This is a genomic window from Clostridium sp. D33t1_170424_F3, assembly GCF_015667585.1.
Classification (GTDB): Bacteria; Bacillota; Clostridia; order Oscillospirales; family Acutalibacteraceae; genus Anaeromassilibacillus.
In genome coordinates this window covers 1-24,508 of sequence record NZ_JADPEG010000022.1, presented here as the reverse complement: position 1 = coordinate 24,508, position 24,508 = coordinate 1, and the positions used below count along the sequence as shown (strand labels likewise).

At 56.7% G+C, this 24,508-nt stretch carries 15 protein-coding genes and 3 tRNA genes; 3 read left to right on the top strand and 15 right to left on the bottom strand.

Going from position 1 to position 24,508, the window contains the following annotated elements:
* Positions 1–34: 34 nt before the first annotated feature.
* The 6 genes from I4V53_RS13065 to I4V53_RS13040 all read right to left on the bottom strand — a co-directional run bounded on the left by I4V53_RS13065 (position 35) and on the right by I4V53_RS13040 (position 6,469).
* Positions 35–1,456 (bottom strand): MATE family efflux transporter, encoded by a 1,422-nt coding sequence (locus tag I4V53_RS13065; RefSeq protein WP_195986134.1) that lies wholly within the window; start codon positions 1,454–1,456, stop codon positions 35–37.
* A 197-nt stretch (positions 1,457–1,653) separates the two neighbouring features.
* On the bottom strand, positions 1,654–3,075 hold the full coding sequence (locus I4V53_RS13060) for an MATE family efflux transporter (RefSeq protein WP_195986133.1): 1,422 nt from the start codon (positions 3,073–3,075) through the stop codon (positions 1,654–1,656).
* Positions 3,076–3,078: 3 nt separating this feature from the next.
* A complete protein-coding gene (locus I4V53_RS13055) occupies positions 3,079–3,531 on the bottom strand; it encodes a MarR family winged helix-turn-helix transcriptional regulator (protein ID WP_195986132.1) in 453 nt (150 codons plus the stop codon).
* A gap of 188 nt (positions 3,532–3,719) precedes the next feature.
* Positions 3,720–4,730, bottom strand: coding sequence for a TasA family protein (locus I4V53_RS13050; protein WP_195986131.1), 1,011 nt, complete (start codon positions 4,728–4,730; stop codon positions 3,720–3,722).
* Between the two features lie 118 nt (positions 4,731–4,848).
* A complete protein-coding gene (locus tag I4V53_RS13045) occupies positions 4,849–5,754 on the bottom strand; it encodes a MerR family transcriptional regulator (protein ID WP_195986130.1) in 906 nt (301 codons plus the stop codon).
* Positions 5,755–5,977: 223 nt separating this feature from the next.
* Positions 5,978–6,469 (bottom strand): hypothetical protein, encoded by a 492-nt coding sequence (locus tag I4V53_RS13040; RefSeq protein ID WP_195986129.1) that lies wholly within the window; start codon positions 6,467–6,469, stop codon positions 5,978–5,980.
* A 164-nt stretch (positions 6,470–6,633) separates the two neighbouring features.
* On the opposite strand from I4V53_RS13040, the gene I4V53_RS13035 reads away from it, so the two are divergent.
* Positions 6,634–7,188, top strand: a complete 555-nt coding sequence (locus tag I4V53_RS13035; RefSeq protein WP_195986128.1) for a GNAT family N-acetyltransferase — start codon at positions 6,634–6,636, stop codon at positions 7,186–7,188.
* 190 nt (positions 7,189–7,378) lie between these two features.
* Here I4V53_RS13035 and I4V53_RS13030 read toward each other — a convergent pair whose 3' ends face one another.
* The 7 genes from I4V53_RS13030 to guaB form a co-directional block, all read right to left on the bottom strand.
* Positions 7,379–11,560 carry an FIVAR domain-containing protein gene (locus tag I4V53_RS13030; RefSeq protein WP_195986127.1) on the bottom strand — a complete coding sequence of 1,394 codons (4,182 nt, stop codon included), beginning with the start codon at positions 11,558–11,560 and terminating at the stop codon, positions 7,379–7,381.
* A gap of 602 nt (positions 11,561–12,162) precedes the next feature.
* The gene (locus I4V53_RS13025) at positions 12,163–16,023 is read right to left on the bottom strand and encodes an FIVAR domain-containing protein (protein ID WP_195986126.1); all 3,861 of its coding nucleotides are present in this window, start codon (positions 16,021–16,023) and stop codon (positions 12,163–12,165) included.
* A 303-nt stretch (positions 16,024–16,326) separates the two neighbouring features.
* Positions 16,327–16,908: a hypothetical protein gene (locus I4V53_RS13020; protein WP_195986125.1), complete on the bottom strand. Its 582-nt coding sequence runs from the start codon at positions 16,906–16,908 to the stop codon at positions 16,327–16,329.
* A 110-nt stretch (positions 16,909–17,018) separates the two neighbouring features.
* Positions 17,019–17,095 (bottom strand) — tRNA-Val (locus tag I4V53_RS13015).
* 31 nt (positions 17,096–17,126) lie between these two features.
* A tRNA-Glu gene (locus I4V53_RS13010) sits at positions 17,127–17,201 on the bottom strand.
* 4 nt (positions 17,202–17,205) lie between these two features.
* Positions 17,206–17,282 (bottom strand) — tRNA-Met (locus tag I4V53_RS13005).
* Between the two features lie 118 nt (positions 17,283–17,400).
* Positions 17,401–18,888 (bottom strand): IMP dehydrogenase, encoded by a 1,488-nt coding sequence (gene guaB, locus I4V53_RS13000; protein ID WP_195986124.1) that lies wholly within the window; start codon positions 18,886–18,888, stop codon positions 17,401–17,403.
* A gap of 238 nt (positions 18,889–19,126) precedes the next feature.
* Here guaB and I4V53_RS12995 point away from each other — a divergent pair, with 238 nt between their 5' ends.
* Entirely contained in the window at positions 19,127–19,717 is a 591-nt protein-coding gene (locus I4V53_RS12995; RefSeq protein ID WP_195986123.1) for a hypothetical protein, read from the top strand.
* A gap of 16 nt (positions 19,718–19,733) precedes the next feature.
* A complete protein-coding gene (locus I4V53_RS12990; RefSeq protein WP_286167160.1) occupies positions 19,734–22,139 on the top strand; it encodes a BclA C-terminal domain-containing protein in 2,406 nt (801 codons plus the stop codon).
* Between the two features lie 585 nt (positions 22,140–22,724).
* Here I4V53_RS12990 and I4V53_RS12985 read toward each other — a convergent pair.
* Positions 22,725–23,867, bottom strand: coding sequence for an MORN repeat-containing protein (locus tag I4V53_RS12985; protein WP_195986122.1), 1,143 nt, complete (start codon positions 23,865–23,867; stop codon positions 22,725–22,727).
* 492 nt (positions 23,868–24,359) lie between these two features.
* A partial coding sequence (locus I4V53_RS14250) for an IS3 family transposase (protein ID WP_195986121.1) occupies positions 24,360–24,508 on the bottom strand: 149 nt, incomplete at its 5' end.

Below are 24,508 nucleotides of genomic sequence, written 5' to 3'. Positions count from 1 at the left end.
CGGCGGAGGAATTCGTAAAAAGATTCTATCCGAGTCAAGAGCCCAGCGTCTGTGCGGCGGGGTTGGTCTCCCGCCAGCGCCGAACATCCCGGCCCAGGCGGCGCAGCTCCAGCACCATGAACCCGCCGACCACCAGATCAGAGCCAAGGTCCGAGAGCGGACCCGCCATCAGAACGCCGTCCAGACCCAGAAACGGCGGCAGGACCAGCAGCAGCGGGATCAACAGGATCACCTGCCGCAGCATGCTCAGCAGCGAAGCACGCAGGGGCTGGCCTGTGGACTGGAAATAGTTGGTGGACACCACCTGAAAGCCCGCTCCGAAGAAGCACGCCAGATAGACGCGCATACACCGCACACCGAATGCCATAAACCGTGGATCGCCGATGCCGAACAGACCCAGCACCGCGCGTGGGAACAGCAGTACCGCCAGCCAGCCGGCAGCGCAGAACGCGGTGGCGATCCCGGCAGCGTACAGGTATGTCTTGCGCACGCGGTCCGGACGGCCCGCCCCACGGTTAAAGCCCAGGATCGGCTGCGCGCCGATCATCACGCCGATACAGACGGAAAGCAGCAGCGAGCTGGTTTTCAGGACAATGCCCATGGCGCTCAGCGCAATGTCTCCGCCCACGCCGCTGCGATCCCCATAGTACACCAGCGAATGGTTCATCACCGTCTGCAGCACAACGGCGGACACCTGTGTAATACAACTGGAAATCCCCAGCGGAATGGCCTCCCGGCAGACCGCGAGGTTGAGCCGCAGATTTTCCCGGCAAAGGCGCAGGGTCTTCCCCCGGCGCAGAAAGTACCAGGTCATCGCCGCCACGGAGAGCGCCTGCGCCAGAACCGTCGCCGCCGCCGCGCCCCGCACGCCCCAGCCAAACGTAAAGATGAACAGCGGGTCCAGCGCTATGTTCAGCAGCGCGCCCGCCATCATGCTCCCCATGGCGAAGCGCGGACTGCCGTCCACGCGCACCAGATTGGACAGGCCGATGCTGAGCATATGGAACGGCGCGCCCAGCAGGATAATCGCCGCATACTGCGCGGTCAGGGCCAGGTTGTCCGGCGTGGCGCCGAACGCCCGCAGCACCGGCTCCAAAAACAGCAGCCCCAGCGCACAGACCAGCAGGCCCGCGCCCCCCTGCAGGGTAAACAGGTTCCCCAGCGCGCGCTGGCCGTTCTCTGTTTTCCCCTCGCCCAATTTAATCGCCGTATACGCGCCGACGCCCGCGCCAATCAGGTTGGCGAGCGACAGGATCACCGTGACCACCGGCGAGGTCACCGCCGCCGCCGCGTTGCCCAAATATCCCACACCCTGTCCGATGAACACCTGGTCCACCAGATTGTACAGCGCGTTGACCAGCATGCACACCACCGACGGCAGCGCAAACCGCAGCAGCAGCCTTCCCACAGGCTCCGTCCCCATGGGGTTCGGCGCGGTCTGCTTTATTTGCTCCATGAACGCCCCTCTTTCTCCCTTATATGACAACAGGAGCCGGGCCTGCGCTGTCATTCCGGCAGGTCCGGTTCCTGTTATTTCCATATTGATTTCCTGTTCTTTTTAATATACCATATCGCGCACAGGGGAACAAGCCCGTTTCCGCAGAAAGACGACAAAAGGCCCCCTCACCGGGGGCCTTTCCTCTGTTCTTTTATTCAGACCTGCGCGCCCGCGGCCTGTGGCAGGGATTCCTTCTGCCGTCCGATCCACCGGTCCAGCCGGCGCAGCTCATGCAGCGCAAAGCAGGCAACCACAACCGCGGAGGCAACGTCCGCGATCGGCCCGGCGTAGAGGATGCCGTCCAGCCCAAAGGACAGCGGCAGGATCAAAATCAGCGGCACCAGCAGGATCACCTGGCGCATCAAAGACAGCACCGACGCCTTGAGCGGCTGTCCCGTCGCCTGGAAATAGTTGGTGGACACCACCTGGAAGCCCGCGCTGAAGATGCCCAGCAGGTAAATGCGCATACATTTCACCGCGAAGTCCGTAAAGTTCGCGTCCGCTGAACCGAACAGCTTCAGGATGACGTCCGGAATCAGCAGGCAGAGCAGCCAGCCGGCCACAGAGACCGCCGTGGCCATCCCGACGGACAGCAGGTACGTCTTTTTAATGCGCTCCGGCTGTTCCGCGCCCCGGTTGAACCCCAGGATCGGCTGCGCGCCGATGCCGATGCCGATACAGACCGAAAGCAGGATCATGCTGACCTTCAAAACAATCCCCATCGCACTCAGCGCGACGTCGCCCGTGACGGAGGTCAGGTCGCCGTAGAATACCAGCGAATTGTTCATGACGATCTGCAGCAGCGTGGCGGCAAGCTGCGTGATGCAGCTGGACACACCCAGCGCGCAGGCCTTCAGGCAAATGACGGCCCGCAGCCGCATGCCGCGCAGATGCAGCCGCATGGTGCTTTTGCGGCGGAAATACCAGAACAGCATCCCGGCGGAAATGATCTGCGAAGTGATGGTGGCGATCGCCGCGCCCTTGACGCCCCAGCCGAACACAAAGATATAGATTGGGTCCAGAATCGTGTTCAGCACCGCGCCCGCAACCATGCTGTACATGGAGAACTTCGGGCTGCCGTCGGTGCGCGCCAGATTCGACAGGCCGATGCCGATCATGTTGAACGGCACGCCCAGCAGGATAATGGCGGAGTAGTCCCTGGCGTAATCCATATTGCCGGGCGTCGCGCCGAAAACCTTCAGGACCGGGTCCAGGAAGACCAGGCCCAGTACGGTGATCAGCAGGCCGACGCCCGTCAGCAGCGTGAACATGTTGCCCAGCGTCTGTTCCGCTTCCTCTTCCTTTTTCTCGCCCAGCTTGATCGCGGCATAGGAGCTGCCGCCGGCGCCCAGCAGCGTCGCCATCGCAAGCACGATCGTTACGATCGGGAACGCGACCGTGGTGGCCGCGTTCCCCAGATAGCCGACGCCCTGGCCAATAAAAATCTGGTCAACGATATTATACAACGCGTTGACCAGCATGGAAATAACCGACGGCAGCGCAAACTGCCGCAGCAGTTTGCCTACCGGCCGGTAACCCAGCGGATTCCGCCGGGGCTCCGTTTGTGTTTGCTGCATGCGCTAGTCCCTCTTTCCACTACTCTTGATGTATTCATAGGCATGTCCCGCCATCTGTTCCAAAAGGCAGGCTGCCTGCTCCTGCTCCTCCGCGCTCAGCTCCTGCGCCAGCAGACTGTGCCAGCGGGCGACCGTCTCCTGCGTCTTTTCAATGACAGGAGCCGCTTCCTCCGTCACATACAGCTTGCGGAGGCGATGGTCGTCCGCATCCTTTTCCACGCGGATATAGCCCGCTTCTTCCAGCTTGCGCACCGCGCGGGTTGTGGTCCCCTTGTCGTAAAAGCCTTCCCGCGCCAGCGCCAGCAGATTGATGCCCGGATTCTGCGCGATGGAAAGCAAAAAGAACTGCTGCCCGCAGCCGATGTGGTACGGCGCCAGCTCTGTATCATAGAAAATCTGTCCTACCCGGTAAAGAAGGGAAATGTGCTTGCTGTAATTCGGATTCTGCGTTTCCATAGAAACCTCCCGCCTTTTTGTTCATCGCTTGCATGGACAACTTTGTATAGTATAACGCTTTTTGCTTGCATCCACAACCTTCTAACTTGTAAATAAAAGCGGCTTTTCGCAGAAACATTTTGACATGTTTCCACAAAAAGCCGCATGGTCTGCCATATACAGGTGTTTGGCGCATTGGTTTACTGAAATTACTTGGGTGAAAGGATGAAATCGAACGTTGTATCGCCGTCGATGCGGAACGTTTCGCTCACCGGTTGATAGTCGTTCTGTCCGTAAACATAGAAACGGTATTTGCCAGCGGGCAGGTCAACCTGGAAATTTCCTTCCTCGTCGGTCTTCTCCGTGGAATATGCCGTATCGGTATCCAGATTGCGGATGCTCACTTTGTAGCCCTGCAGCGGCTCGCCGGCTGCGTTTTGGATCCTGCCATTGAAGCTGTACACCACAGGGGGCTGGTCCTCGCCCATCACAGCGTCCTTGTCCGACTGGCCCGCCTTGACCACGAGGGAGGCATGATAGTGCTTGGCCTGGTAACGGTTGTCCGCGTCCTCCGGCAGGTACGCCGCCACAACGAACTGTGCGCTCGCACCCGCGGGCAGCGGGTTGCTCAGGGAGAACGGCTGGTATACATGCTTGCCCTCGCTGGGCTCCGTCTCCGTATTCAGGTTGATATCGGTGCGGCGGACCCACTTGGGCGCGTCCTCCGTCCCCTTGTTTTCAAAGACAAACACATGCAGCTTATTCATCAGGATATAGTTTTCCTCGCTGCATTTGACGACTCCGTCCTGGGAAATACGCCCATCATCTTCCACAATATTGATCACATCGTCGTCCTGCGGACCGCGGTCCTGCATGGTGAAGCAGACCTGCATGGGCAGGGTTCCGTCGTTATGTACATCCACACGGCGGAAATAGATGGGCTCGTCCTTGCCGAACCCTTCCTTGTTGGCGTTTTCCGGTACCACCGTCTGGGTAATATCCTTTTCAAAATCCGCCAGCTTCATCGGACGCAGGTTTTCAAAGCTGAGATTGGTGCGCGTTTCCTCTCCGTTCGTGGTCAGGTTCACATCGAGTACGCCGGCTGTAAAATCGGCGTTGACCCGCTCCGAATCCGAGAACCATGCCAGCGTGCCGCCCGCCACCAGCGCGAGCGTCATCAGGACTGCCGCCGCAGAGAGCACAACCCGTTTCTTTGTCATGTTACTTCCCTCTTTCCTTTGCAATAGTGACAAACTGATTCAGTTTCAGTATACAAGGATTTTAATTTTATTTAGCAAAGAAAAAAGCATTTTCTTCCATATTTTGTTTAAATTTTTGTCAGGTATCAACCAATTTCTTTGTGCATTTCGGTTCGCCTTCCTCCCGCAGCGCTGGATAGCGGGCAAGCAGCTTTTCATTGGCGGTTTCCATTTGCCGGTAATAGGATGCGTAGGAATCGCTAAGCCGCCGCATCGCGGGGATAAACACCGTATTGTAGCCGCTGGAACGCTGGAATTCCCGCAGAAACGCCGTCAATTTGCAGGCGGGCGATTCCCGGTACGCGTCGGACTGCTTATACGCCAGATACCATTCCAGAAACTCCCTGTTGTCCATCAGGAAGGCATCGGGGTTTTCCATTGAATGTCTGGCGCGCTCCAGCAGTTCCGCCGTCTGCTCCGTGCCGATCTGCGCGGTTCCTTCCTCCAGATATGCTTCCAGCTCCGGTGGCAGCGCAAACGGCGGTACATGATCCAAAAAGGACCGTACCTCTTCAAAAGCGGCCTGCTGCTCCCCGGACCGGACCGGCTCATTCAAGAACCGGGCGAAGTGCAGGCAGACAAACCTGCCGTAGCTCCCCGGGAATGCCTCCAGGAGCTTTTCCGTAATGGTTTTGCTTTGGTCCAGGGCGCGCAGCGATTCGCGGACCTCCTCATAGGACGACCCGCAGCGCAGCGCTTCCAGAATCGCTTTTTTCGCGGCGTCCCTCCGGTGCGCCAGCTCCTTCCGGATGGAAACAGCCCGCAGCGCGGCGCCGGTCGCATCCGCGAGGATTGCGCGGATTTCCTCCGTGCCCAAGTCCAGCTTCCGCAGCACCTGGATTTTGCGGAGCCGCTCTATCTCCTTTTCCGTGTAGTCCCGGTATCCGTTATCCTGTACGGACGGGGAAACCAGTCCCTGCTGTGTATAATATTCAATCGCCTTTCTGGTCAGCCCTGTTTCTTCGCTTGCCTGATGGATCAGCATATTCCTCACCTCCCCATTATCATACCGCAGCCCCCGGGGGGATGGTCAAGCGTTTTCAATCATTCTTTTCCGTGCCTTTTTCATATATAAAAAGAAGGGGGACCGCTCCATAATTGTCTGACCACGACAATTCCCCCCGCCTGTGGCGGGGGGAATTGCTGTTCCTGTTAACTATGAAACACGCATTTTGATACCGTCCGGCTTCCCGGGAAAGATCAGGGGCTTATTCCACTACTTCGATACCATAGGTAATGACGCCGGAATAGTTGCCCGGCTTGACGTTGAACGCGACGACCGGCTTAATGGTATAGGTCGCGCTGCCGCTCTCCGTGAAGGACACGATCTCCTGTCCGTTCATCTGGTCCTTGTCGCCGGTGGTTTCCAGTACACGGTCGTCCGGGGTGATAATCTGGTAGCGCATGGTGCCGCGGGTTTCCGGGTCCACCATAACCATCTGGTTGCGGTAATAGTCTGTGCCCGCGATGGTGACGGAAATGCGCTCACCCTCGTTCAGGTCTTTCACGTCCTCCGCTACGACTTCCACCTCGGTCCCCTCTTTTTCCATGGCGACTTTGGTCGGAATGGTGACGATGTAGGTGGGCTCGTTGCGCAGGGTAAAGGTCAGCTCTGTGGAAAACTCCTCCGCGGCGAACGCGGTCGCGGACGCGCCGGTGCAGAGCGCCAGGGCCATCAATGCGGCAATTGCTTTTTTCATGTTTGACTTCCTCCTGTTTTTGATCTGTCTTTATCATATCAAAGCGCCGCCCTTCGTTGGTTAAGCCTGTTGGAGAAACCGGTAAAAAACAGGTAAAATCACTGCGATTGACAAGTTCCGCGATGCCTGCTATCATACTGGGAAAAGCGAAAGAAGGGATTCCCATGGAGTACAGCCCCAAAAACGCCGTCCTGCGCGACGGAACCCCCTGCGTCCTGCGCAGCCCACGCCCGGAGGACGCGGAAGCCATTCTCGATCTGATGAAACAGGCCACTGCGGAAACGGTATACCTTTCCATGTACCCGGACGAAGTCGCCCTGACCGTTGAGGAGGAGCGCACATTTTTGGAAAGCGTCTGCGCGGACAGGCAGTCCCTGATGCTGAGCGCCTTTGTGGATGGAAAGCCGGTCGCCAACGCGAACCTGGCCCCCGTCGCACCGGGCAAGAGCAAATACCGCCACCGGGCCGGCTTCGGCATCTGCGTGCTGCGCTCCCATTGGCGGCGCGGGCTGGGCGGCCTCCTGACGCGGGAGCTTCTGGCCCAGGCGCCGTCCATGGGATACGAACAGGTGGAGCTGGAGGTGGACTGCGAAAACGCCGCCGCGCGGGCACTGTACGAATCCTGCGGATTTCGGGCCTACGGCGTACTGGAGCGCGCCTTTCTGCTGCGGGATGGAACCAGCCACGACGAATGCCGGATGGTCTGCTGTCTGAGCTGACCGGGTTTTCAACCGTTTGCCGGGATTCTGTGGAAAACCATTCCGCGCCGGGCAACACGCTTTGGAACATGTTTATCCCCCATATGCGGCTCTGTCAACCGCAGGAATAGAGGAACCCCCGGCCCAATCAGGGTCGGGGGTTCCTCTATTTGTAAGATGGAGACATTTCGTGTGATCTTTTGAACTGCAATCAGCCGATGGCCACCGTGCAGTGCTTGACGGCGTTCTGGCCCGGCAGGGTCGTATAAACGCCCGCGCTCTGGCCCGGTGTGCCGACCGCGTACACTCTGTAGTAATAATCGTTGCCGATTTTCGCCACAAACTGGGTCTTGAGCACGCTGCCGTTGCCGGTGGTGAAGCTCGGAACCAGACTGTTTCCGTTGATCACGGTCATCTTGAAGCAATACGCGCTGCCTCTCTTCAGGGTGAAGTCCACAGTGGTGTCGGAAACGACCGCCGCATTGCCAAGCATTGCCTGTGCCGCGCCGACCACCGCGGTGCCTTCTCCGCCGTAACTGTTGTTCCGGGAGGAACTGCCGCCGGAAGAGGAGCCTTTATTGGGGGTGGAACCGGTATTTCCGGTACCCGGCTTGTCTTCTCCCTTGCGAACCAGAGCATTTCTTCCTGTTTCCAGTGTATCCGTTGCACCGGTTACGTCCTGTTCCGTCGCATTTGGATCCTCCAGAACCTTCAGCGCCATCGTGTATGCTGCCTTGTACACCGCATAGCTCTCCTCGGTATACTCGCCTTCGTTGATATTCTTGTCGTCGTCGATCAGCTCCTGCAAATAGCTCTTGTCCGGCTTCAGGCGCAGGTTCACAATCGCAATCGTCAGTCTGGACATCATTCCATCCAGCTCTTCCTGCGTCGCGTCTTCCTTCGCAAGGAGTGCCTTTGCTTCCTTAATCAGGTCCTCAAGGCCAATCTGGCTGTCCGGCGTGTAATCGTTCAGATCGTAGCTTTCCGCCTCTGTGACCAGCTCTGCGAGGCGGCTGCTGTCTGCGATGCGCACCAGCGCTTCAAACGCATCGGTCAATGCCTTCGCCGCGTCGTCCACGTCTTTTACCAGTGCGTTTTCATCCCCGTAGACCTTGTGCGCCGCCGACAGGGCCACTGCATAGTCTTCCCAGCTTGCTTCGGTAAAGTCCTCCGCATTCAGCCCCTCAAAGGTCTTGAGCAACAGTTGCAGCTTGGTCTTGTCGCCCTTGCCGCAGGACAGATAGTTCATCGCGTCCGCCATTGCGAGGGTCGCTTCGTCCACGTCCGCCTGCAGGGCGGTTACGTCCGCTTCGACCTTCACAGCCGCTTCATACGCCGCGTCGAAATTCTTCTTTGCCACCGGAACCATATTGTCATACGCTTCGGTCTCCATGGCCTCTTCCGCGCTCGCGATTGCGCTGCGCAGCATAGCCTTATAAACCACAACGGAGGTGAAGGTTACCGTCGTGTCCTCGTTGGGCATGGTCAGGTCGTAGTAAGCAACCGTGCGGTCGCCATCCTTGAAGGCGGCTTCCTGTTCCACGCCGTTGACGGTGATGGTTGCTGTGACGAACTCTCTGCCGTCGTCCATCGGGGCAAAGGTCAGGGCAATTTCCTCGCCCGCCGTAATATCGTTCTGCGTGTACTTGCCGGCCTTGTCGGCCAGCTCCTGGGATACGCCGTTCACGGTCAGCGCAATCTTCGGACCGTAGGCGATCTGCAGGTCGTGCTCTGTGATGACGGGCACGGTTACGAGGATGGTCGCCGTTGCCGTCAGGCCGTCTTTGCCGTTGATGTTGGAGGCCTTCACAACGAGCTTCGTTCCCTCCGGAACGGCGGTTCCCAGCGTAACAACCGCTTTGCCCGGATCTTTTGCGTCCGCGGCAATCGATGCGCCTTCCACAGAATTGCCGTCCGGATCGGTCACGGACCAGTCCGCAGCGGTCACGGCAAAGGACGCGTCCTTCCAGACGAGGCCGTTCACCGCTGTCGCCAGCGCGTTGTAGGTCGCCTGAATCATTTCTGCCGGGGCGCCCGGAATATTCAGGACAGAATTGGCAAAGCTTACCGCCGCGCTCAGAATCGCCGCGCTGGAATCGGTAAAGTCCGCGGCCTTATAGGTCTCGGCCTGCTCAAGCAGGGCGGCCAGATCTTCCATGGTAGCCGCTGTATTCTCTTCCGCGGAGGGGGCGTCCTTCATGATGGAGAAGGTTTTGCTGCTTCCCGCCGGGACTTCCGCCATTCCCGTGTCGAGCGTCAATGCCGGCGGTTCCGGAACGGCGACCACGGTCACCGTGGCGGTATCGAATTTACTCGGGTCTGCGTCGGAAGCCGCCTTGACGGTCAAAACCGTTCCGACCGGCTCGTCCGCCGCGACAAACAGCCAGCCCAGCTCACAGACATGGGTGGCGTCCTCGCCCGGATTTGTTGCGCCTTCCACGGTCCAGGTAACGGCGTCGTTGTGGCCCGCGTTGAGGACTTCCGCCGCGAACTGCATGCGTCCGCCCTGTTCCACTTCCGCAGCCTTCGGCGTTACATTGACGCTGACCGCCGGAGCGGAGGAGGAAAGTTTGAAGACTTTCACGCCGTACGCTGGGAGATTGACGGAGATATTCGCGTCCGAAGCAACGTCCGCCTTTTCACCGGTCCACAGCTCTTCGGAAGCATAGCTGCCCGCGTTTGCAAACGCGTTGGTAAACAGGGCCTTCTGCTCCGCGGTCAGATGTTCGCTTCCTTTTGCCGTCACCTTGGCGCTGGCCGCCGCTGCCACCTCGCTCATCGCGATGGAAGCGTCCTGCGTGGTAGAAGCCTTGTTAAAGATACACAGCGCGACGGAACCGTCCGCCAGCGGCTTCACCAGGTAATCGGTGTTGCCAACCTGCTTGAAGCGCTTGGCCTGCAGGCAGAGCGCATCCTGATCCAGCGCGATGATCTTCTCATTGCCGATGATGTCCAGTACCTGCTGGGATGCGGTGGTCAGGTCCGTGCCCAGCAGCAGCGGGGCCGCCATCATGCACCACAGGGAAAAATGGGATTTGTTCTGTTCCATGTTCAGGCCGCTGAGGCCGACGGTCAGCATATCGGGGTCGTTGTAGCCGTACGGGCCGGCGTACTCGTCCAGAATAACGTTTCTTTCATACACGCCCATGACGGACTGGCCCTTCGCGCCGCCGCCCGACCAGTCGACACGGCCCGCATACGGGGTGATGTCCGTTGTGGTGCGCCAGAAGTGGCCTACATCCTTGCCCCACTCATTCGGCTTGCTCCAGCCCCAGTCGCAAATGTTCAGGACGACGTCGCGGCCGGTCGCATCCAGCGCGTCCGCCATCGCGGTGTAGCTGCGGATGCTGTCCTGCTGATACGCGTCGATGATGTCCTGCTTGTCCAGGTAGAAGGAAATGCGGTTCTCGCCCTGCTGAAGCGGCACATTGTAGATGGTGCGCGCCTTCGCGTTGGCGGAATTCCAGTCGCCGGTCGCGGCGGACTGAATGTAGAATTTATTGTATGTTGCGGTGTCCGGATTGACCTGCATGGACAGCCAGCGGGTCTTGTCGTTATGGACGCAGTACACGTCCACCGCGTATTTTGCCATGGGATCGATCTCGTCCATCTGGAACTTGACCGTTCCCATACCCGCCTTGCTCAGGTCCGCGTTTGCGTCCAGCATGCCCAGGCACTGCGGATTGTAGCCGTTGTCGATCACCGCGCCGCCGGTCAGGGTGGTATTTTCACTGGTAATGTTGACGGTTTGAAGAACCGTCTCCACGCCGTCCTTTACCTTTTTGACCACGAACTTCGGGATTGCGGGCGCGGGAACGTCCATGCTGCTGATCGTCGTGGTGGTAAAGCTCTGTCCGTTGGACTCGCCCGGAATGGGCTCCAGCGGCATTGGAATCAGTGGATTGTAACAGAAATCGTATTTCAGGAAGTCGATGCCCCAATCCGCGAAGGTCTGCGCGTCGCGCGCTTCGTGGTTATAGGAACCCGCCAGACCCGCGCAGGTCTTTGTACCGGCGGAATTGTACATGCCGAATTTCAGGTCAAGGCCGTGGACATAATCGCTCACCGGCTTAAAGCTGTTGGGGAATTTGTTCCACTGCGGCTGCAGGTTTCCTTCCGCATCGCGGCCCCCCTGCAGGCATCCGTCGTCGACAATCACATACTCGTAGCCCTTGTCGGCCAGTCCCTTGCTGACCATTGCGTCCGCCTGCGATTTGATCTTTGCTTCGCTGATGTTCTGCTGATACAGGTTCCAGCTGCACCAGCCCATGGTGGGAAGCCTGCCGATCCCCTCTGACTTTGCCGCGCCCGTTGTGACCGGTGCGGTCATCGCCGACGAAAGCAGCATTACACCGGCCAGCAGAGAAGCCAGCCCTCTCTTCCAATTCCTCATCTCTTTTCCTCCTTCAAAATAATATGTATGCAAACCGGAAAACACCCTTCCCGATGATTCCCGGGACTGCCCTGAGAAACGTTAGTTCATCTTTGACTATAAACACTATTTCCTGTCGCATTTTCTGTTTCTATCCTGCTATCAATCGGTTTTTTTCACTTTGACGTACGATTTAAAACCATCCCGCAGCACGACGAAACGGTGGTGTCATGCATGCCATATAATGATTTCCTGATTTTTCCATCGCATCTGGAAAATTAAAAATATTACTGTATTTTATCTATAATACTACGGTATATAATTGATTTTATCAGAAAAAACATACAAACACCACCTTTTTTATTCCATAATTAAAAATTACAAATTATATTTATCAACTAATATAAACGGCGGTAAAAGAAATCAGCAGGGTCCGACCCAATCCCAAAGGGCCTCAAGCCCCCGGTGCACGCTCTTCATCCGATCTGGCCTGCCTGTATGCAAAAAATCGGGCCTCTGCCAAACCTGACGTTTCCGCAAAGGCCCGATTTTCCATTCCTTTTATTTTATTGCCAGGACCTCTTCTGCGGTCTCTTGTGGAACATCTTGCGAGATGGCTCCCATCAACCGACGGTCACCAGACATTTGAGCTGCGGGAATTCGCCGGGCATTGCGGTATACACGCCGGTTCCCTGCCCCGGCTTACCGACCGCCCACACACGGAAATAGCAGTCGCTGCCAACCTGCGCGACAAACTGGGTTTTCAGGACGCTGTTGTTGCCGACAGTGAAGGACGGGATTTCCGTGCGGCCGTCCAGTACCGTCATTTTGAAGCAATACGCTTTTCCCCGCTTCAACACAAACGGCATGGTTGTATCGGAGCGCACGGATACGGTTGCCTGCACGGCCTGCGCCGCGATCAGCGCCGGAACGTCTGCCCGCGCGGTCCCTTCGCCGTAGGTCATCGGCGTTGAGGACGTATCCTTTTGGGGACGGCTAGGCTTTTTCTGTACCTCCATCTTCTCCAGCGCCTCTTCAAGTGCTTTGCAGGCTTGCTCCATTTCATCCTCTGTCCCGCTCGCCAGGGCTTTGTTTGCCGCCTCCAGCGCTCTGGACAGGCGCGTCCGGCTGGCGGAATCGTATTTGCTGAGGTCCTTGAGATTGTTTGCCTCCTGCATCAGCTTTTTCAGGCGATCCTTGGCAGAGAGGAGTTTCAATTCTTTTATCGCTTTGTCAAGGGCCGCCTTCGCCTCGTCAACCTCTTCCTGTGTATGGATGACGTCCATGGAGAGAGCTTTTGTCAGCGCTTCCAGGAATGCCTCTTTCCCTTCTTCCTCGTAATCCTTATCCAGCCGCTCCCTGATTGTCTGCGCCTTTTCCAAAAGCTTTGTCAGCTCGGTTAAATCTACTTTGTATTCCAAGTCTCTGAGAACGATGCGCAACCAATAATAGGTAGAATCTACTTTTCCATGATCGGCCATTTCATTCTCCAAAACATACTGGGCTTCTTTCAAAGCATTTGATAAAAGTCTCCAGCTGTTCTGAGTGTATGCGTCGGGAGACAGTTCCGCCAAAACGGCCACTATGTTTTCCAGCAGGAATTCTTCGGTAAGCCTCATGTTTTCCATTGCGTTAAACAGTTCTATATAAGCTTCGTCGATTTCCACTTGATCTGTATCGATTTTTTTCAAGATATTCTGTGCTTCTTTTAGCGTCTTCTCAAATTTATTTCTATTACTTTTTTCTACTTCCTCGTAAGCGTCACTGGCCTGGAAAGCCACCGATCGATCAACCGCCTCACGCAATGCCGCCTTGTCCACTGTTCGGAACGCCATATATATTTTCGTGTCCTTGTTCGGCATTTCAAATTTATATGTAAAAGAATCTGTTTCTTTTACCTTCTCACCAGTTCCGTTTACAAACACTTTTGCGAAAATCCGGTTATCATTTTCTGGAGTAAAGTGCAGGGAAATCGGTTCTCCACCCATGATTTCTTCGGTATAAACGCCGTCCTGATTTACATCTTCCATGTTTTCAATATTTAATTTAGCAGAATCGGCGTTATATTGAACCGTGAGCATATGAGGCGCGGGATTCTTCTTCACTACCAGATCCACACGGGCCATTACCTCCTGCGGGTTGTAGAAATCCTCTCCAATTTGCAGATCACCGACTATTTCATATTCTCCTGCTGTCAGAGGTTCTGCCGGTTCATTCCATTTGACATTGATTTTCGCTGTTCCGGTTTCATTGTTTTGCAAGGTATTCACGGTAATCGTGGGAGGCAATTCCAAATCCTTGAATACAATCCCTTCGTCCTTTTCCATCGGCTCCAGAGGGTCTATCCCTATTACGCTGGGTTTAGTCGCCTTAATAATTTTAATCAAGGCTTTTTCGACCTTTGTCCTGTCCTCATTGGAGATTGCTTTCACTGTTATTGCATCCAATTTTTCATCCGCCGCAACGGTCAGCACACCATTGTCATCTATGCGGGTAACGGCTTCTTCCGCCGGATCTATTCCCTCTATCTCCCACATAACCGTATTATCCTGCTTCGCGCCAGTAACCGTTGCTTTAAATTCCGTCTGTGCGCCCCGCTCTACCGTTTCCGGTGCTTGTGTTATCTTAACGCTGACTTCCTGTTCAACCGCCGGAGCAAGTTTGAAGACCCTGACGCCGCTGGCCGGAACGCTTACGGAAATCTTTTCATCCGGCTTAACCGCACCGGTTTCTTCATTCCAAAGGTCCTCGGAGGTATAGCGCTCCGCCGCCTTGAAGGTTTCGGTAAACATTTTCATTTGTGCTTCGGACAGGTGCTCACTGCCCTTTGCATTTACTTTTTCAATGGCAGCTTCTGCGACTTCTTTGATCGGAACACTTGCTTCCGTTTTCTCTGTACCCTTATTAAAGATACACAGCGCAACGGAACCGTCCTCCAGCGGCTTGACCAGATAATCAATCTTTTCGTCTTCGCTTTGTTTGAAGCGCTTTGCCTGCAAATAAAGATTGTCCTGATCCAGCGCGATAATATCCTCGTTGCCGACGATATCCAGCACGTCCTTGGCGGCGGCGGTCAGGTCCGCGCTCAACAGCAGCGGGGCCGCCATCATACACCAGAGGGTGAAATGGGACCGGTTCTGTTCCTCGTTCAAACCGTCCAGCCCAACGGCCAGCGCGTCCGGGTCATTGTAGCCAAACGGACCGGCGTACTCGTCCAAAACAACATTCTTTTCATACACACCCAGAACGGACAGGCCGTTTTGTCCGTCGCCCGACCATTCGATCTTCCCCTTTGTGCGGGTTGTGTCCGCTGTGGTGCGCCAATAGTGCGCGACATCCTTGCCCCATCCGGTTTGCGGTTCAGCCCAGCCCCAGTCGCAGATGCTCAGAAGCATATCGTGCCCGGTCGCGGCAATCGCTTTGTCCATTGCGGCAAAGCTGCGGATCGTGTCCTGCCGGTATGCTTCCATAACGTCGTCTTTGTCCAGATAGAACGAAATCTGGTTTTTGCCTTCCTTGAGCGGGACATCGTAAATGCTGCGCGACTCTGCGTCCGTTTCCGCCTGGTTCCCGGTGACGTCGGACTTCAGATAAAATTTGTTATAGTGACTCTCAGCTTGCGGATTGACCTCCACGGACAGCCAGCGCGGCATATCACTGTTGAAGCAATAAACGTCCACTGTGTATTTTGCCGCAGGATCAACCTTTTCCATATCAAACGTAAGGTTGGCTGTCCCTGCTTTGGAAAGGTCTTGATTGGCATCTAAGTTGATTATGTATTCGGTTTCTGGGTTGAAAGAAACCTCGCCTGTCATCGAAGTATTGTCCGATGAGAGGTGTACTGTCTTCAAATAGGTTGAGACGCCATCCTTTACTTCTTTGATCACGATCCTGTTGATCGCCGGCGCTTCCGGCCCCATTCCTTCTATTTCCCGGGTAAAGCTCTGTCCATTCGCTTCTCCCGGAATGGGGTTCAGCGGCTTTGTCACCAGCGGATTATTGCAGAAAACGTACTTTAACAGGTCGACGCCCCAACCCGCATAAGTCTTTGCGTCGCGCAATTCGTAATGGTAGGAACCCGGCAGGCCGGAACCGGTCGTTTTACCGGCGGAATTCTGCATACCGAAGTTTAAATTCTGTCCATGCAAATAGTCTCCCAATGCCTTGAATCCATTGGAGAATTTATCATTGGGCTGCAAGTTACCGAACTCATCGCGCTCTGCCGCCAGCGCGCCGTCGTCGAGCAAAACATATGTATACCCCTTTTCCGCAAGACCTGTTTCGACCAGCGCATCGGCTTGCGCTTTGATCTCTGCTTCACTGACATCTCCCTGGTACAGGTTCCAGCTGCTCCAGCCCATGACCGGCAGCTTGTCCTGCTTTTCTACCTTTGCCGTACCAAAATCGTTCTGCGAAACCATTGCCGTCGAGAACAGCAGTACGCCGGCCAGTACTGCCGCCAAACCCTTTTTCCACTTTCCCATGTTTCTTCCTCCTTACTGCTTTTCACAAACCGGACCAACGCCCCCTCTTTTGAACGGCAGCCCGGCGCTCTTGAGAAATAATTCCTATAATGTATAAATCTGCTTTTATCAATTCCAGATTTATACACAGTATTAGTGTGTCATATTGGCCCGATTTATTTGTTTTCAAAGCGAATTATCACTTTATATTTCTGGTAAAATTTATTCACAACGCATATTGTTTTGATCCTCCATCCGCAGAAAACGCAAAAAAGCCCCGCCGGAATGCATTCCGGCGGGGCGTGCAGCTTATATATCATGTTTTTACGACTTAAAGCCCTGGAGAAGCTCGACGATCTCTTTCTTGTGCAGCTCGTTCTTTTCGCCGCTCTGCGTGTCCTTGTAGATCATCAAATATTTGCCGCTGTCGGACAGGTACGCGTCCGTGACCTGCTGGCCGATGACCATAAAGGTATTGTCCTTCTTTACGTTGTCCTGAACCGCCTGCGCGGTCTCGTCCAGATTCTCCGGGTCGTACTCATACAGTTCCACAACAACATTGTTGGTGCCCTCATAGCTGAACTTATACTGCACGCCGGCCTTCGCGCCGATGAACTCCGGCGCCATCTGCGCCGCGTCGCCGCTCACCCCGCCGTGGTCCGCCAGGAATTTGCACAGACCGTCCAGATTGTCGTCCACGTCCGCGTCGGTAATCTTCGGCTTTTCAGAGGAAACCGCGTCGCCGCCCTCGGGCTGCTCCGGATCCGGATTGGAGCTGACGATCACATTGGACGTGGTGCCGTCCTCACTGGAAACCGTATCGACAGTGACGCCGCAGGCGGACACGGCACCCATCAGGAACAGGGCCGCCAGAAGCATCGCTGTTTTCTTTGCAATTTTTTTCATATGCTTGAACCTCCCGCCGCGCGGACAGGCCGCCGGCTTCTTTTTTATTAACAAAAGCACCTATAGCCTGCGCTATAGGTGCCGTTCCGTGTGTCCTCTCGGACCCGATTTGGTGGACACAAGGGGACTCGAACCCATGACCTCTCGCGTGTGAGGCGAGCGCTCTAACCAGCTGAGCTATGCGTCCATATCCCGCGCAGTGTGCGGGGATGATAAGATGGTGACCCGGACGAGAATCGAACTCGTGTTACCGCCGTGAAAGGGCGGTGTCTTAACCGCTTGACCACCGGGCCGTATTGGTAGCGGCAACTGGATTTGAACCAGTGACACTTCGGGTATGAACCGAATGCTCTAGCCAACTGAGCTATGCCGCCATAAACGCATTCACACAGGTGTTTGTGTGAAGCGTTTATTATTATATGATAGGTTGTCCCTGTTTGTCAATACCTATTCTGCGAAAACTGCGGAATTTCTGCAAAACTTTACCGCAAATCAGACGCTGAAGGAGTAGTTCGGGGATTCCTTGGTGATCTGGATGTCGTGCGGATGGCTTTCCTTGAGGCCCGCGCCGGTGATGCGGATGAACTGCGCCTTTTCATGCAGCTCCGCAATGCTGGCACAGCCGGTATAGCCCATGCCCGCGCGCAGGCCGCCGAGCATCTGGTACACGGTGTCGGACAGCGGGCCCTTGTACGGGACGCGGCCTTCGACGCCTTCGGGAACAAGCTTCTTGGAATCTGCCTGGAAATACCGGTCGGAGCTGCCACCGTCCTTCTTTCCCATCGCGGCCAGGCTGCCCATGCCGCGGTACACCTTGAACTGGCGGCCCTGGAAGAGCTCGGTCTCTCCGGGGGATTCTTTACAGCCGGCGACCATGGAGCCGACCATGACGACATTTGCGCCCGCCGCAAGGGCCTTGACGATATCACCGGAATATTTCACGCCGCCGTCCGCGATGATCGGGATGCCGTATTTGGAAGCAACGCACGCCGCGTCGTAGATCGCGCTGATCTGCGGCACGCCGATGCCCGCCACCACGCGCGTGGTGCAGATGGAGCCGGGGCCGATGCCGACCTTGACGCAGTCCGCGCCCGCTTCGATCAGGGCGCGCGTGCCCTCCGCGGTGGCGATATTGCCGGCGATGACCGGGAGGTCCGGATACGCGGCCTTCACCTTGCGCACGGCGTCCAGCACGCCTTTGTTGTGGCCGTGGGCGGAGTCGAGCGCCACGATGTCGACCTGCGCCTTGATCAGTTCCGCCACGCGCTCCAGCACGTCCGGCGTCGCGCCGATCGCGGCGCCGCAGAGCAGGCGGCCGCCCGCGTCCCTTGCGGAGTTTGGGTACTGCACGGATTTTTCGATGTCCTTGATGGTGATGAGGCCCTTCAGATAGCCGTTGTCGTCGACAATGGGCAGCTTCTCAATGCGGTGCTGGCGCAGGATCTCCTGAGCTTCCCTGAGGGTGGTCCCCACAGGGGCGGTGACCAGGTGTTCCTTGGTCATGACAGCGGAGATTTTCTGGTCAAAATCGGCTTCCGTCATGAAGCGCAGGTCGCGGTTGGTGATGATGCCCACCAGCTTGCCGTTCTCGCAGATCGGCACGCCGGAAATCTTGTAGCGGGCCATGATGTCGTTCGCATCATGCACATAATGGTCCGGTGAGAGGAAGAAGGGGTTGACGATGACGCCGTTTTCCGAACGTTTGACGCGGTCCACCTCGTCCGCCTGCTGTTCAATCGACATATTTTTGTGGATAATACCGATGCCGCCTTCCCTGGCGATTGCAATTGCCATATCCGTTTCCGTAACGGTATCCATGGCGGCGGTCATCATCGGCGTGTTCAGACGAATGGTTTTGGTCAGCTGGGTGGAGACGTCCACTTCCTTCGGCAGAACGTTTGATTCCGCCGGGATCAAAAGGACGTCGTCAAACGTCAGGCCCTCCTTGGCAAATTTGCTCGAAAAATCCGTGTTTAACATGTTTTGCCTCCCTTTTTTTCTCACGTATTTGACCGGTTTCGGCAGGATATTATAGTTTTTTATTATAGCATTGCAGGGTAAGTTTGACAACCCAGAATCTATGTTCTGACCTCCGCCGGGACAGGCTCCCAGGACAGCTGTTCCTGTTCCTCCCCCTGTACCCAAAACGCCGCCGCCTACATACGATATTGTGTGAACAAACATCCGGTTCCATACAAAAACGGGAGGTGACGACGCCATGGCCGTCGATCCGGATTCCAACGCCCCGCGCCGTGCCGCGCACGACGTCCCGATGCGGATTACCCGATGCACCCCGGAATGCGCCTTTGTCTGTCCCTGCTTCTACCCCTACCCATGGTTTGTGGGCGCAACCGGGCCGCAGGGGCCTACAGGCGCAACGGGCCCCGCCGGGCCGGGGACCGCGCTGGGCGGTTTGCAATACCAGCTGACCGGCGGCGCACGCCGGATTCTCGCTCCCGGGCAGGCCGTGCCATTTGACACGCCCATTCAGACAGACAGCACGGAGATTTCTTACGACGCCGGGACGGGCGCGTTTACGCTCAGCGCGGCGGGCCGTTACTACATCTCCTGGTGGGTCTCCACAGACGGCTCCGCGCGCTCCGCCGACCTGTGGTTTTCCCTGGACCTCAACGGAGCGGACCATTCCATCGGTGCGGCGCCCGTCGTCACGGGACAGATCAGCGGCAGTTCGCTGGTGAAGGCGGAAACGGCGCCCGCCTTCCTCACCCTGCGCAACGCCACACAGACCGACATCGCGCTCTGCGCCGCACCGGCACAGGCAAATATTGTGATTCTTCGAATCTCGTAAAGAGAGGATTTTCATTATGAGCAATACGGCGCTCCAATTGCAGTTGACCACGCCGGGGACTGTCGCCAACGCGGCCAACGTGGTCTTTAACACTGTTCTTTTTACCGCCGGCAATATCACGTACAACAACACGGCGGGCCTTGTCACATTTTACGAACCCGGCCTGTACACCGCCAGCTGGTGGATTTCCACACAGACCTCCACCGCGCCGGCGGAATTATCATTTGCCCTGGTCAGTTCGTTCGGGGACAATATTCCCGGGACTTCCCCCATCAAAACGGGCGAGCTTTCAGGCGTCGGCGTGATCAACGTCACGGCGAGCGGAACGACTCTTTCGCTGGTGAACCGCACCGGCTACGATGTGGAAACCTCTTCCGGGGCGGTGGTCGCCTCCCTGATGATCGTCAAGAGCAACCCGTCGGCAACCGGGCCGACCGGACCCACAGGGCCGACCGGCGCAAACGGCCTGAACGGGCCCGCGGGTGCAACCGGACCAACCGGCGCGGCGGGAATCCCCGGCACACCGGGACCGACCGGCGCAAGAGGCCCCACCGGGGCAACCGGCGCCACTGGCGCGACCGGTGCGACCGGCGTCAGCGGTGCGACCGGAACAACCGGGGCAACGGGCTTTACCGGCGCGACGGGGTCGACCGGCCCTGCGGGCCCCTCCGGAGCGGCGGGGCCGACCGGGCCAACGGGAGCCTTCGGGGCGGCGGGCGCGGCGGGCCCCACCGGTCCAACAGGCAGCGCCGGAGAAACCGGCCCTGCGGGAGCTATCGGCGCAACCGGACCGACGGGCGCGACCGGCGTCACCGGACCTGCCGGCGCGACGGGCGCGGCGGGAGCGGCAGGGACACCCGGCGCGAATGGAAGCACCGGGCCTGCAGGCGCAACCGGACTGACCGGCGCGACAGGACCCACAGGGCCAACCGGAGCAAACGGAATCGCCGGGGCGACGGGCGCAACCGGACCAAACGGCGTCGCGGGTCCCATCGGACCGACGGGACCGACCGGGGCCGGCGGCGCGACCGGGCCAACCGGCGGAACCGGGCCGACCGGCGCAACGGGTATCGACGGAGCAACCGGCGCAACCGGCGCGACGGGCACCACCGGTGACACCGGCGATACCGGGGCCATCGGGGCGACGGGACCCACTGGAGCCGACGGCCTGACCGGTACAACCGGGGCAACCGGCCCGACGGGCGCAACCGGCATCAGCGGCGCGACGGGCCCAACCGGGCCAACCGGCGATACCGGACCGGTCGGGCCCATCGGAGAAACCGGCGCAACCGGGACGACGGGAGCAACCGGCGGGATCGGGCCAACCGGCGCGACAGGCGCAACGGGGGCAACCGGAACCACAGGCGCGACAGGCGCTTCCGGGATTACCGGCGCCATCGGACCAACCGGCGCCGACGGTGAGATTGGTGCAACCGGAGCGACAGGGCCAACCGGCGCAACCGGATTTACCGGAGCGACGGGCACAACCGGGGCAACCGGAGATACCGGGCCCGCCGGTACGCAGGGACTGACCGGCGCAACGGGGCCCACCGGCGCGGACGGACCAATTGGGTTAAGAGGGCCGACCGGCGCAACCGGAGACACCGGCCCTGCGGGCATCGCCGGACCCACGGGGGCCACCGGACCGACCGGGCCCACCGGGGCCAATGGCGCGGCGGGCTTAACCGGGGCGACAGGCGCCACCGGCGCAAACGGCGCAACAGGACCGACTGGCGCGGTTGGAGCCGCCGGACCGGCCGGGGCAACGGGCGCAGCCGGTCCGGCAGGCGCTGTAGGCCCCACGGGCGCGAACGGCGCCTCCGGGCCGACGGGCGCCACGGGGTCCACTGGTCCGGCCGGGCCCACCGGGGCAACGGGACCCGCCGGACCGACGGGCATTTCCGGCGCGACCGGCGCTATCGGCAGCACAGGCCCCACCGGCACAACCGGACCGACCGGGCCAACCGGGCCAACGGGCGCAACCGGCCCTACAGGCTCACGGGGACAGACCGGGTCCGCCCCCACAACCAACAGCATGAACGCGCTGAACACCGCCGGTTCCACCATTGCCGTCATCCTCGGCGGAACGCTGGTTCCCCTGCCGAACAACCAGATTCTGGACGGCTTTACCGTGGACGCCGCCAATCAGGTCTTCACCGTTCCCGCCACGGGCACGTATCTGATTATGTACCGGATAAGTACGACGGCCTCCCTGCTGCTTTCTTCCCGTGTGCTGCTGAACGGCGCCGCCCTTGCCGGGTCCACTTTCACCCCCGCGCTGGCGGGCACCACCTTCCAGGCGACGCTGTTCGCCAGTCTCGCGGAGGGCAACACCCTGAGTTTACAGCTCTTCGGCCTTTTGGGAACGGCGGTGCTGCAAAGCGGGAACGGCGCGAATTTAACAGTGGTGCGCTTGTCCTGACCCTGCCCGTTCGCTTTTCCATTCGACGTACCAAACAAAACAAACCGATTGGGAATACGCATTGACAAAGAAACGTCCTCTTCCGTCCTGACCGGTGAACAGCCCCAGATTGTGCAAACAGAACAAAAAGCGCCCTTGGGCAGGGCAATAGATTATGGGGAGAGGCGGCGCTTGTGCGCCGCCTCTCCCCATCTTTAACTGGATACGCTTCCCTGTGTTGGAAGATAACCTGATACCCGGCGCTTGCCTCCACTTCCTTTTCCGTGGGTCGCAGAAAATCATGCAGCTGTTTATTCTCCATTTGTAGCCGTTTGATTTCAAAAGCCTATCCGCTTCCACGTTTCTTGGCTGTGCACCATTCCTTACTCTTTCCCCGAGGGGAAACACAATTTTTTACCGCCATTTTTGCCTGCTTTGCGCAATTCTAATATTCCTGTTCATATCTGGTTTTGTGTCGCTTCTTTTATTCATTACAACACCCCCTGATGTAGTTCTATTATGCCAACATCAGGGGGTGTATTGTCATTCCTTTTTATTTGGTCTGTTCAAAATTAAAATATCCGCATCATTCTTTTCACTTTTGTATTATTCTTTTTTAACCAGTGCACCAATGGCGGCTACTGCCAGCACCTGGTTGTTCTGTGTGTTCTTATAGGCAAAGTAATCTATTGGCATCGCAAACAGCGTAACCTGATCCCCCTGTACAACATCCGGTATCTTCCCTACATAATCCACCTGATAAGTTTGTTCCCATAGAGAATCACATAAGATCATCTGGGTCCTGTCTGCACCCCAATAGTTCTGTTCTGTAATTTGCACAACATGCAGATTTGGAATTTTAACAAGTTTCCCGTCACAGGAGTCCGTGTTTTTTGCATAACTTAAGTAATCAAACGGATCCGCTTCTACCGCTTTCGCAACTGCCTCTACATTATGATCCAAAAAGAGATCGTCATGCGCGCTGATAAACGCTGCGCCGGTTTCAGAAACTGTATAGGGGGCTTCTTTATACATTCCAACAGACTGCATTGCCTCCAATACGGTCGGCGTAAATTCCCCTTTTGTAAAGGTTCCTTTTTGGGGAATCTTTTCTTCGCTGATATCCTTAAGATACCCTTGCCCATCGCAGAATCCAGCCTTCCACTCTCCCGTGTAGGTTAAAACTGGATCGGCGTCCGTATCATCCGTAAAAGTGCCCTTTCCCTGAAGCTTTCCGTCCTGCATCTCTCCAATATAAGTCCCCTTGTGTGTTTCTCCAAATAACTGTACCTCAATCGGTCCTGCATTTAAAGAACCTTTTCCTGTCATTTCTCCTTTAGTCCATTCTCCTTCATACTGAAAAGTCCTATCTTCGCCGTTACAAACAAATTTTCCTGTTCCTTCCGCAATGCCCATGTCAACATCCCCGTCGTATGTTCCCTGATATTCTGTTCCATCGTAAACAACTACCATGGGCAAATCTGTCACCGCGCCTTTTCCAGCGACGCCCTTTTCGAATTCCCCCTTAAAAGTCCAGCCGTCGTCAAAAACAATGGTACCCTCACCGCTGGGCTTTCCATCTTCCAAAGTTCCCGTAAACTTCCCCGCTTTTTCACCTCCCTCATCATTAGCGGCTCCCACTTCAACGGTAACCGGCTCATTTTGTACATCCTTTGTGCAGGCAGTCAGAGAAGTGCAAATACATAAGGCCATACAGAAGCAAATCACCCGTTTTAACATTTTTTTCATTTCTTACTCTTCCTTTATACTTTTTTTGGGGTAAACCCTTTTTCATTATAGTTAAATACTGGGTATAAAGTTGGATTTCGTGATAATTTATCACCTGAATAAAACGTTATAGGAATCCTCTATCCTATTAAACAGGAAGATTCTTGCAACATGATTTTTGTTGATATGGCCCGCCTTTCGTAACGCCTGCGTTTTTACAATCTTGAGCTGTTTAACCTTTAATATGCACTTCTGCTAACATCGTTCAATTTATGCCCTGAACTTTAAAAAAGCCGCCGCCTGTGAAGGCGGCAGGCTAGAAGTAAACAATATTTTTCTGTGAAAGCAGCGATTTACGTCTTCCTTCTCGTCTGTATTGATTCTAATTAGGCGTTATACAAGAATAAAACCAGGAAGGCGGTATCGGCGGAAACAAAAAAGCCCTCCGAAAACTGAACTGCCCTAGGTTGTGCGGACAGTACAAAAAAGAGCCATGGTAGGAAATATTGAGTTTTAGGTGGAGAGGCGTTGCGTCAGCGGCGCCTCTCCGGTTTTTAGCTGGATGCGCTCATGGTTGTAGAAGTGGATGAAGCGATCGATCATGTCGTTAGCCTCCTCAAAAGAAGCGGGCTTGTGGCGGTAGATGCATTCCGTCTTGAGAA